The 10,736-nt window shown below is 62.3% G+C and carries 10 protein-coding genes; 3 read left to right on the forward strand and 7 right to left on the reverse strand.

The features are described from left to right. Positions 1–415 (reverse strand): HAS-barrel domain-containing protein (locus tag VFL62_RS17435; RefSeq protein ID WP_325173627.1); only part of this gene is annotated, 415 nt, incomplete at its 3' end. Next, positions 415–996, reverse strand: coding sequence for a F0F1 ATP synthase subunit delta (locus VFL62_RS17440; RefSeq protein ID WP_325173628.1), 582 nt, complete (start codon positions 994–996; stop codon positions 415–417). The genes VFL62_RS17435 and VFL62_RS17440, both read right to left, overlap by 1 nt. A gap of 625 nt (positions 997–1,621) precedes the next feature. Here VFL62_RS17440 and VFL62_RS17445 point away from each other — a divergent pair. Then, positions 1,622–2,116, forward strand: a complete 495-nt coding sequence (locus VFL62_RS17445; protein ID WP_325173629.1) for a septal ring lytic transglycosylase RlpA family protein — start codon at positions 1,622–1,624, stop codon at positions 2,114–2,116. A gap of 124 nt (positions 2,117–2,240) precedes the next feature. Here the strand turns inward: VFL62_RS17445 and VFL62_RS17450 are convergent, their stop codons facing one another. Beyond that, complete coding sequence (locus VFL62_RS17450; protein ID WP_325173630.1) at positions 2,241–4,451, reverse strand: primosomal protein N'; 2,211 nt, start codon at positions 4,449–4,451, stop codon at positions 2,241–2,243. Positions 4,452–4,731: 280 nt separating this feature from the next. Between VFL62_RS17450 and VFL62_RS17455 the strand changes: the two genes are divergently transcribed. Together VFL62_RS17455 and VFL62_RS17460 are read left to right on the forward strand one after the other, a co-directional pair. Beyond that, complete coding sequence (locus tag VFL62_RS17455) at positions 4,732–5,703, forward strand: tyrosine recombinase XerC (protein ID WP_325173631.1); 972 nt, start codon at positions 4,732–4,734, stop codon at positions 5,701–5,703. Positions 5,704–5,821: 118 nt separating this feature from the next. After that, on the forward strand, positions 5,822–6,409 hold the full coding sequence (locus VFL62_RS17460; RefSeq protein ID WP_325173632.1) for a DUF4337 domain-containing protein: 588 nt from the start codon (positions 5,822–5,824) through the stop codon (positions 6,407–6,409). A gap of 64 nt (positions 6,410–6,473) precedes the next feature. Here VFL62_RS17460 and VFL62_RS17465 read toward each other — a convergent pair whose 3' ends face one another. The 4 genes from VFL62_RS17465 to odhB all read right to left on the reverse strand — a co-directional run bounded on the left by VFL62_RS17465 (position 6,474) and on the right by odhB (position 10,689). Continuing rightward, complete coding sequence (locus tag VFL62_RS17465; protein ID WP_325173633.1) at positions 6,474–7,004, reverse strand: hypothetical protein; 531 nt, start codon at positions 7,002–7,004, stop codon at positions 6,474–6,476. 200 nt (positions 7,005–7,204) lie between these two features. Beyond that, complete coding sequence (gene lpdA, locus VFL62_RS17470; protein ID WP_325173634.1) at positions 7,205–8,608, reverse strand: dihydrolipoyl dehydrogenase; 1,404 nt, start codon at positions 8,606–8,608, stop codon at positions 7,205–7,207. Between the two features lie 36 nt (positions 8,609–8,644). Beyond that, the gene (locus VFL62_RS17475) at positions 8,645–9,394 is read right to left on the reverse strand and encodes an SDR family oxidoreductase (RefSeq protein ID WP_325173635.1); all 750 of its coding nucleotides are present in this window, start codon (positions 9,392–9,394) and stop codon (positions 8,645–8,647) included. A gap of 50 nt (positions 9,395–9,444) precedes the next feature. Next, a complete protein-coding gene (gene odhB / locus VFL62_RS17480) occupies positions 9,445–10,689 on the reverse strand; it encodes a 2-oxoglutarate dehydrogenase complex dihydrolipoyllysine-residue succinyltransferase (RefSeq protein ID WP_325173636.1) in 1,245 nt (414 codons plus the stop codon). Between the last annotated feature and the right edge of the window lie 47 nt (positions 10,690–10,736).

The following is a 10,736-nucleotide window of genomic DNA, read 5'->3' on the forward strand; positions in this document are numbered from 1 at the left end:
GCGGAATGATGCCGGGCGCCTTGACGTCGACGCGCATGCGCTTGTCGGCCTTGATCGGACCCTTGCCGTCGATCGGATTGCCGAGCGCGTCGACGACGCGGCCGAGCAGCCCCTTGCCGACTGGCGTGTCGACGATGGCGCTGGTGCGCTTGACCGTCTGGCCTTCCTTGATCTCGCGGTCGGCGCCGAAAATTACGATACCGACGTTGTCGGTTTCGAGGTTCAGCGCCATGCCGCGCGTGCCGTTCTCGAACTCGACCATTTCGCCGGCCTGGACGTTGTCCAGACCGAAAACGCGAGCGATACCGTCACCGACGGACAGCACCTGTCCGACTTCGGAGACCTCGGCTTCCTGGCCGAAATTCTTGATTTGGTCCTTGAGGATCGCGGAAATTTCCGCGGCGCGGATGTCCATCAGCCTGCCTCTTTCATCGCGTGCTTGATCGAATTGAGTTTGGTGCGAAGCGAACTATCGACCATGCGACTGCCGAGTTTGACAACAAGGCCACCGATGATCGAGGGATCGACATTCACGTTGAGAGAAACATCTTTGCCCGTAACCGACTTCAGCGCGGTCTTGAGGGCATCGAGATTTTTGTCGCTGAGCGCTTCGGCCACCGTGACTTCGGCGACGGCCTCGCCCTTGAACTTCGCCACCAAAGCAGCGAACGCGCGGATCACCTGATCGACCGCGAACAGCCGCCGGTTGGCGGTGAGAACCTTCAGGAAATTGGCGGAAATGCCGGAAATGCCGGCCTTGTCGAGCACCGCCGACAGCGCCTTCACCTGCGCGTCCGAAGAAAACACCGGGCTGCGGACCAGACGCTTCAGATCAGCGCTGTCCGCCAGCATCGCCGCGAACTTGTCGAGGTCGGCCTTTACAGAATCAATCGACCGCTCGTCGCGCGCCAGTTCAAACAAGGCCGTTGCGTAACGACCAGACACTCCCGACACCGACGGATTCTCAGCCACAAGCGCGCTCTTTTTTGCTGTCAAACTCGCAAGGGAAAAACCGTCGCCAAAATACGGCGCCTAGCGATCCAAGCCCTTGGAGTTCAAGCGGGACTTCGATTTTCGACCGGCACAGGAAGTGCCGGAACCGTTAAAATCGCGGCTTTGCTAACATAGCAAGACAGCAGGTGCAACATGAGCGCCTGGGCGCGGCACGCCTTATCGCAAGCGCCCGTCCGTCCGTTGGTACGCGATTCTTCGCGGCGGCGTGGCCGACCACTTCGGTATTTAGACACCCAAATCTGCCGAACAAATTCGTTCCTACCGATGCTGCATAGCCGCATGCGCGAAACGAAAGGAACGCGAAAAAGCCCTCCGCCATTCCGAATTCGCATTACTTGGCCAAATCTCGGTGATCCCAGCGAGAACTTCAGTGTTCAGTAATTCAAAGAATAAATGAAGTATATCCAGCCTATAACGATTGTTAAAATTCAAGGTTACGGAACATCTGGTGATGTTCTGTTCCGCCTCACAAGATGTTTCAGGGTGAGATAAACCAATTCTACTGCCCCTTTTATGCCTCATTGCGGAATCAAACGGCCTCCGTAGACAACGGAGCGGGGGTTCCACGTGCCACAGGTGTGGCATTACTACTTGAGGGACTGACATAATGCTAAAATTCAACAAGCAGGCATTGGGAAAAGCCACCCAGTCGCGCACGGCACTCGTCCTTTTTGCCGCAGCTGCTTTTACCGGCGGTACCACTTCTGAGGCCTCGGCGCGGCCCTATCGGCACCACCACTATCATCACCACTATTCCCACCATGTCCGTGCCGAGAGCCCCTCGCGCGAAGCGAACGCTTCGGTAGGGTCGAGCTTTGGCGGTCGGAGCTTCTCGGGGATGGCATCGTTCTATGGCAATGAATCCGGCCGTCAGACGGCCTCGGGCCAGCGCTTCAATCAGGAAGCCATGACGGCGGCCCACCGCAGTCTGCCGTTCGGCACCAAGCTGCGCGTCACCCACGGCAGCCGCAGCGTCGTCGTGACCATCAACGATCGCGGCCCGTTCGTTCGCGGCCGGGTGCTCGACCTTTCCACGGGTGCTGCCCGCGCTATCGGTCTGACCAGTGCCGGCGTCGGCCACGTCACCGCCGAGGTCATGTAAACCTTTCGAGACATCAGCGCGGTTCGACCCTGCCCCCGCATCGGCTGGAATCAGCGCTGACACCAAAACCCGCCGTCGCGATCGACGGCGGGTTTTTGTTTTGGGCTCCCACCCGTTGTCATGGCTACAAAAAGCTCTGCGGATCGACGTCGACTTCGAGCTTGAGATTGCCCTTGGTCTTCGGACCCGCCGCCAGCCACTCGCGCAGATATTCCGACAGGTCGACGTTACGCTGCGATTTCACCAGAAGACGGAAACGGTAACGCCCCTTGATGACGGCGAGCGGCGCTTCGGCAGGCCCCAGCACCTTGATCCGCTCGTCGATCGGCGCGACCGAGGCCAGCTTGCGCGCAAAGCCCTCTGCCGTGGGGCGATCGCCGGCCGACACGATCAGGCCGGCGAGCCGTCCGAACGGCGGATAGCCTGACTTCTCGCGCATCTCGATCTCGCTGGCATAAAACGCTTCGCGGTCGCAGGCGACCAGCGCCTTCATCACCGGGTGCTCGACCTGATGCGTCTGCAGATAGCCGACGCCGCGGCCCTGATCGCGCCCCGCGCGCCCGATCACCTGGTTGAGCAACTGCCAGGTGCGCTCGGCCGCGCGCGGATCGCCATTACTCAGACCAAGGTCGGCGTCGACCACACCAACCAGATTGAGCCGCGGGAAATGATGACCTTTGGCGACCAGTTGCGTGCCGATGATGATGTCGACGCGGCCTTCGGCAATCTCGTTCAACTCGCTGCGCATGGTCTCGATCGAGGTGATGAGGTCGCTCGACAGCACCATGGTCCGCGCATCCGGAAACAGCGCGGCCGCTTCCTCCTGCAGCCGCTCCACGCCGGGACCGACCGCGACCAGCGATTCCTCCGCCGCGCAATGCGGGCAGGCGTGAGGGCGCGGCATCGAGAACCCGCAATGGTGACAGACGAGGCGCTGGCGAAAGCGATGGTCGACCAACCAGGCATCGCAGATGGTGCAGGCAAAGCGGTGCCCGCAGGCCCGGCACAGCGTGAGCGGCGCATAGCCGCGACGGTTGAGAAACAACAGCGCCTGCTCGCGCCGTTCGACCGCGAAACCAATCTGCTCGGCGAGTTTTGGCGAGATGAAGCGACCGCGTGGCGGCGGCTCGCGCCTGAGATCGATCGCCTCGATATGCGGCATGTGCTGGCCGCCGAACCGCGACGGCAACGCGATGCGCTGGTAGCGTCCCTTGCGCGCATTGACCTCGGTTTCGACCGACGGTGTTGCGGAGGCCAGCACCACCGGAATCTTGGCGATGTGCGCCCGCACCACCGCCATGTCGCGCGCGTGGTAATGCGCGCCGTCGTCCTGCTTGTAGGCCTGGTCGTGCTCCTCATCCACCACGATAAGGCCGAGATCGGCATACGGCATGAACAGCGCCGAGCGTGCGCCGACCACGACCGGGGCCTCGCCGCTTGCGATCGCGGCCCAGTTGCGCTGGCGCGTGCGCGGGGTCAATTCGGAATGCCATTCCAGCGGCCGCACACCGAACCGGCGCGCGAAGCGATCAAGGAACTGGCCGGTCAGCGCGATCTCCGGCATCAGGATCAGCGATTGCTTGCGGCGGCGAATGGTTTCGGCAACCGCCTCGAAATAGACTTCGGTCTTGCCTGAGCCCGTGACGCCGTCGAGCAGCGCGACGTGAAACGTGCCATTGGCGGCGAGCGAGCGCATCGCATCGACGGCCGAGCGCTGCTGCCGTGAAAATTCTGGAACGGCGTAAGACGGGTCCGGCGCCGGCGGCGCCAGCGGCTTCGGCATCGCCTCCACAACGAGCGTGCCTTCGTCGACGAGGCCGTCGACCACGCCGGCACTGACGCCGGCTTCCTTTGCCGCTTCGGATTTACCATGCAGCAGCCCGTCCGAAAGCAGTTCGATCAGGCGCCGACGCGCCGGCGTCATGCGCTGCGGCGGCGCGCCAACCAGACGGACGCCCGTCCGCACCCGCTCCGGGCCCAGGTCCTCGCCCATGCGCAGGCACATCCGCAGCACCATGCCGCGCGCCGAAAGCGTGTAGTTCGAAACCCAATCGACGAGCGCGCGCAGCTCCGGTTTCAGCGCGGGCACGTCGAGTTTTTCGCTGACGTTCTTCAGCCGGTTGTGCAGACGCGGTTCGGGCCTGGCATTCTCTGCCCACACCACGCCGACCACCTCCCGCGGGCCGAGCGGCACGCAGACCACATCGCCCGCCTTCAATTCGAGGCCGCGCGGCACGCGGTAGGAATAGGTATGATTCAGCGCGACCGGCACCAGCACATCGACCATATTGGTCGATGCGGCGTTGAGGCTGGTTTCGCGTGCAGGATGGTCCATGGAAATGAGGTTGTAGCGACCTTAGGAAGCCGGCGCCGCAGCGCCGCTTTTAGCGAACGGTAAACGAAGTAGGTGCGATATAATCACTAATGTCCCGGTTCTGACATTCGTACCTTGTCGCGGCAGGTTCGTTTACGAATGTCAGAACCAAGGGACACTAGCAAATATCGGATTCTAGTGTGGGATTCGATTTGACATTCGCTTGGAGAACTCGCGGCAAGACTGAAGCGAATGTCAAATCACCACACTCGTGGAATCATCGCACCAAACGCAGATAGATATGGCAAAGCCAACCGCCACCTTACAGCCGATTGAGCTTGACTGCGCCGACGAATCGATCGCGCTGGAAATGGCGCGATGGCTGGCCTTTTTGCGGGCCGAGCGGCGCTTGTCGCCGAAGACGTCGGAGGCCTATGCGCGCGATCTGCGCCAGTTTCTTCAGTTCCTCGCCGAACATCAGCAAGCCCGCGTGACGCTGAAGAGCTTTTCCGCGCTTGAAGCCAACGACGTTCGGGCCTTCATGGCCAAACGGCGATCGGACGATATTGCGGGGCGTTCGCTGATGCGGGCGCTCGCAGGTCTGCGCTCGTTCGGACGCTTTCTGGAGCGCGAGGGCCGCGGCAAGGTCGGCGCATTGTCCGCGATCCGCGCTCCCAAGGTGGGCAAGAGCTTGCCGAAGCCGTTGCCGATGGCGGCGGCCAAGCGCCTGGCCGACGCCGACGAGCGAGCCGGCGAAGAGCGCGAACCGTGGATCTGGGCGCGCGATGCGGCCGTGATGGCGCTGCTCTATGGGTCGGGCCTGCGCATTTCCGAAGCGCTCGGATTGAAGCGACGCGACGTGCCCAAACCGGGCGAAGGCGACGTTTTGGTCGTCACCGGCAAAGGCAGCAAGACGCGGATGGTGCCGGTGTTGCGCAACGTCCTGACACTCATTCAGGACTATGCCGCCATCTGTCCTTATCCATTGCCGCCGGAGGGCCCAATCTTCGTCGGCGCGCGCGGCGGACCGTTGCAACCGCGCATCATTCAGCTGACGATGGCGCGGCTGCGCGGCGCGCTCGGGCTGCCCGACAGCGCAACGCCGCATGCCTTGCGGCATTCCTTTGCCACTCATCTGCTGTCGCGCGGCGGCGACTTGCGCGCAATCCAGGAATTGCTCGGCCACGCCTCGCTGTCGACGACCCAGATCTATACCGGGATCGACAGCGAGCGGCTGCTCGAGGTCTACAACAGCGCGCACCCGCGCGCATAAAAGTCGGCCAATTTCAGGCGACATCTCCGGTTTCACTTTTGATCCAACTCTTGCGCTCACCCGCTTGTTCGTCCATCGTCGGCCGCAGCGGAGTGGACTGCACTGGGGGAGAAAAATCATGAGCGCGCATGAGAGCATGGAGCATGCCGAACACGCCGAGCATGCCTCGGGGGAGAACAAGAAGATCGCGCTTCTGATCGCGGTGATCGCGCTATGCCTCGCGCTGTCGGAAACGCTGGGCAAGGGCGCGCAGACCGAATCGATTGCCAAGAATGTCGAGGCGTCCAACCTGTGGGCGTTCTTCCAGGCCAAGAGCATTCGCCGCACCACGGTGCAGACCGCGGCCGAGCAGGCCAGCCTCGCGCTGCCGAGCGACGAGGCCGCCAAAGCTGTGGTGCAAAAGCAGATCGACGACTGGAAGAAGACGGCGGCGCGCTATCGCTCCGAACCTGAAACCGGCGAAGGGACCGAACAGCTCGCCGAACGCGCCAAGCACGCCGAAGAGGAGCGCGAGCTCGCCACCGCCAAATATCACCACTTCGAACTGGCCTCCGCAGCCTTCCAAATCGCCATCGTGCTGGCGTCGGCGACCATCATCACCGGCATGATCGCGCTCGCCTGGATTTCCGGTCTATTGACGCTCGCGGGCGTGGCCATCAGCCTGTTCGGCGTCTTCGCGCCGCATATGCTGCATCTGGCGCTGTGAACCGCTTTTGTTTGACGCGTTTTCTTGACGCGAGGCGGTATCCACTTCGCCTGAAAACGCTGTCCTAACGCGCTTCGTGCACGCTTTTGCGGAAACGTTGGATCAGCCGCAGCATCCGCGACGTCCAGCGGTCGCGGTCGCCGCGCAGCGTTTCCAGGATACGGCGCTTGATCGGATCGACCAGGGCCTTGGCCTTGGCGCGCACCGACAGAATGAATTCATAGAGCCGCTCGAACCATCCCATCTCCAGCAATTTGGGCCGCGTCACGTCGAACACGAACGCGGTAACGCCGACGCCGAGCAGCTTCGCGAAGATGATGGTCGTGACCGCGCTCAGCCAGTATTCGTGCGTGAGCAGCCAGAAGCCGATCAGTTTCAGCGGAAATAGCGGGATCACCGGAACGGCGAAGACGATCAGCGTCATCGCCGGCGACAAGGTATCGACACGCTCGGCGAGCCAGTGCTTGAACGCTTGCAGCGGAATCTTTGCAACAAACCAGGCGACGATGGGCTCGAGATGGTCCCACAGCCACGCCTCGATCAGAAAGATGACCGCGAGCAGCACCCAGACCGGTTGAAGAAGGCGGCGTAGCATCAAGTCACCTTAGCCCGACCAGTGGTCCGATACGAACATTCGTACCCCTTCTCGGCGGCCGCGCTTATAAATGTTCGAATCAAAGGACCGCTAGCAATTATAGGGCTCTAGTGGATCCCTGGATCTGACATTCGCTCTTCCGAACCCGCGACGCCGCCGCCAGGGAATGTCCAGGTCTGCCCACTAGCGCCGGGCAAGGATCACATATGGATAGCCCGTTTGCCAACTGCAAGCGCGGCCTCTTTCACCGCTTCCGACCTGGTCGGATGGGCGTGGCAGGTCCGCGCCAGATCTTCGGCGGAACCGCCAAATTCCATCAAAACAGCGGCTTCGTGGATCATTTCGCCGGCCTCGATGCCGATGATATGCACGCCCAGCACCCGATCGGTCTTCGCATCTGCGAGAATCTTCACGAAGCCGTCAGTCGTTTGATTGACCTTGGAACGGCCGTTGGCGGTGAACGGAAATTTGCCGGTGGTATATGCCACACCAGCCTGTTTCAACTCCTCTTCGGTCTTCCCCACGGAGGAGACCTCGGGCGTTGTATACACGACGCCAGGAATGACGTCGTAATTCACATGGCCGGCCTGACCGGCCAAAATTTCAGCAACCGCGACACCTTCGTCCTCGGCCTTGTGCGCCAGCATCGGACCGGCGATGACGTCGCCGATCGCATAGACGCCCTTCATGCTGGTGGCGAAATGCGCATCGGTCTGCACGCGACCGCGATTGTCGAGGGCGACACCCGCCTCTTTCAGGCCGAGACCGTCGGTGTAGGGCACGCGGCCGATGCAAACCAGCACGACGTCGGCCTCGATCTTCTCGGCTGCGCCGCCGGCCGCAGGCTCAACCTGAGCGACCAGCGTCTTGCCGGTAGAGTCGACGGCGGTGACTTTGGCGCCGAGCTTGAACGAAAATCCCTGCTTCTCGAGGATACGCTGGAATTGTCTTGCGATCTCGCCGTCCATGCCGGGCAGGATGCGATCAAGAAACTCGACGACCGTGACCTGCGCGCCGAGACGATGCCACACCGAACCGAGTTCAAGGCCGATCACGCCGGCGCCGATGATCAGGAGCTTGCCCGGCACCTTGTCCAGCGACAGCGCGCCGGTCGACGACACGATGCGCTTCTCGTCGATCTCGATGCCCTTGAGGCGCGCGATGTCGGAGCCGGTGGCGATGACAATATTTTTGGTCTCGACCAGTTGCGTCTTGCCATCCTTGCCGGCGACCTCGACTTTGCCGGTGCCAAGGATCTTTCCCTTGCCCGAAATCACGTCGATCTTGTTCTTCTTCATCAGGAACTCGACGCCCTTGACGTTGCCGTCGATGCCCTGCTGCTTGAAATTCATCATCGCCGGCAAATCGAGTTTCGGCGCCGAGACGTTGACGCCCATCTTGACGAAGGAATGCCCGGCTTCCTCGAACATTTCAGAGGCGTGCAGCAGCGCCTTCGAGGGCATGCAACCGACATTGAGGCACGTACCGCCGAGCGTCGCGTTCTTCTCGACAACGGCGACCTTCATGCCGAGTTGCGCGGCGCGAATCGCGCACACATAGCCCCCGGGGCCTGTGCCGATAACAACAAGATCGTAAGAAGCCATGCTGTAGTCCTGTAACTGAAATATGTGACGGGTGGTTCAGCGCCCGCCCGACACGTCAAGTGTGGCGCCGGTAACGTAAGAAGCTTCGTCCGACATCAGCCAGACCACGGCGTTGGCGATCTCTTCGGCGACACCGACGCGCTTCATCGGCACCATATGGGCGAGACGGTGCGCACGATCCGGCTCGCCGCCGGAAGCGTGAATGTCGGTATCGATCAGGCCCGGCCGAATACCGGCGACGCGAATGCCTTCGCTTGCAACCTCCTGGGCGAGTCCAACGGTAAAGGTGTCGATCGCGCCCTTGGATGCCGCATAGTCGACATAGGTGTTGGCCGAGCCGAGCTTGGCTGCGACCGACGAGATATTGACGATGACGCCGCCCTTGCCGCCGTGCTTGGTCGACATGCGCTTCACCGCTTCCCGCGCACAGAGGATACTGCCGGTGATGTTGACGGACATCGTGCGCTGGATGCGGTCGGCCGTCATCTCGTCAACGCGCACGCCGCTCTTGCCGACGATGCCGGCATTGTTGACGAGTGCCCCTAACGTGCCGAAGGCGTCCGCCGCCTTGAACAGCGCCAAAATATCGGCCTCGCTGCCGACGTCGCATTTGACGGCGATCGCCTTGCCGTTGCTCCCTTCGATCTGGCTGACGACTTCGTCGGCGGCCTCCTTGTTGGAGGCGTAGCCGATGACGACGCGAAAGCCGCGCGCCGCGGCGGCGAGCGCGGTGGCGCGACCGATGCCGCGGCTGCCACCGGTGATCACAACAACTTTGTCTGTCATGAGAGGGCCCTCAGAAATTCAGAGACGGACGTTAGCGGCGACGGTCTCGATCAGAGATCCAGCACCAGCCGTGCCGGATCTTCCAGGCTTTCCTTCACCCGCACCAGGAAAGTCACGGCCTCCTTGCCGTCGATCACGCGGTGATCGTAGGACAGCGCCAGATACATCATCGGGCGAACTTCGATCTTGCCGCCGATCACCATCGGACGTTCCTGGATCTTGTGCATGCCCAGAATGCCCGACTGCGGCGCATTGAGAATCGGCGTCGACATCAGCGAGCCATAGATGCCGCCATTGGTGATAGTGAAAGTGCCGCCCTGCATCTCATCGATCTTGAGCTGACCGTCACGGGCGCGACGGCCGAAATCGGCGATGCTCTTTTCGATTTCCGCGATCGACTTGTGATCGCAGTCGCGCACCACCGGAACCACGAGGCCCTTGTCTGTGCCGACGGCCACGCCGACATGATAGTAGTTCTTGTAGATCAGGTCGCTGCCATCGATCTCGGCGTTGACAGCCGGAATGTCCTTCAGCGCCTGCACGCAGGCCTTGGTGAAGTAGCCCATAAATCCGAGCTTGCTGCCGTGCTTCTTCTCGAACACGTCCTTGTAGTGCGCGCGCAGCGCCATGACGTTGGTCATGTCGACCTCGTTGAAGGTCGTGAGCATCGCCGCGGTGTTCTGCACGTCCTTCAACCGCCGCGCTATGGTCTGGCGCAGCCGCGTCATTTTCACGCGCTCCTCGCGCGCCGCATCGTCGGCCGGAGAAGGCGCCCGCACCTGCACGCTGGCTGCCGGCTGATTGACCGGCGTCGGAGCTGAGGCCGCCTTTTCGATCGCAGCCAGCATATCGCCCTTGGTGACGCGACCGTCCTTTCCGGAGCCGGGAACGGTCGCAGCATCGATGCCGCTCTCGGCGGACAGCTTGCGCACCGAAGGCGCGAGCGGCGCATCGGCGGGCGGGACTTTCGCAGTCGGCGCCGGAGCTGGCGATGGCGCGGCCGCGGGCGCCGCGGCTTTGGCCGGGGCCGCAGCAGGCTTGGCCGCCGCCGGCGCACCAGCGCCATCGGTGATCTGTCCGAGCAGCGCGCCGACCGCGACGGTCTCGCCATCCTTGGCGCTGATCTCACCCAACACGCCGGCCGAAGGCGCCGGGACCTCGATCGTCACCTTGTCGGTTTCGAGTTCGACCAACGGTTCGTCGACCGCGACGGTGTCGCCGGCCTTCTTGAACCAACGGCCGATGGTGGCTTCGGTCACGGACTCGCCGAGCGTCGGCACGCGAATTTCAGTCATGGTCTGTTTCCTCGAAAATCCCTGTGGTCAAAAACTCGGTTGTCATC

It is taken from the genome of Bradyrhizobium sp., from assembly GCF_035701725.1.
GTDB lineage: Bacteria > Pseudomonadota > Alphaproteobacteria > Rhizobiales > Xanthobacteraceae > Bradyrhizobium.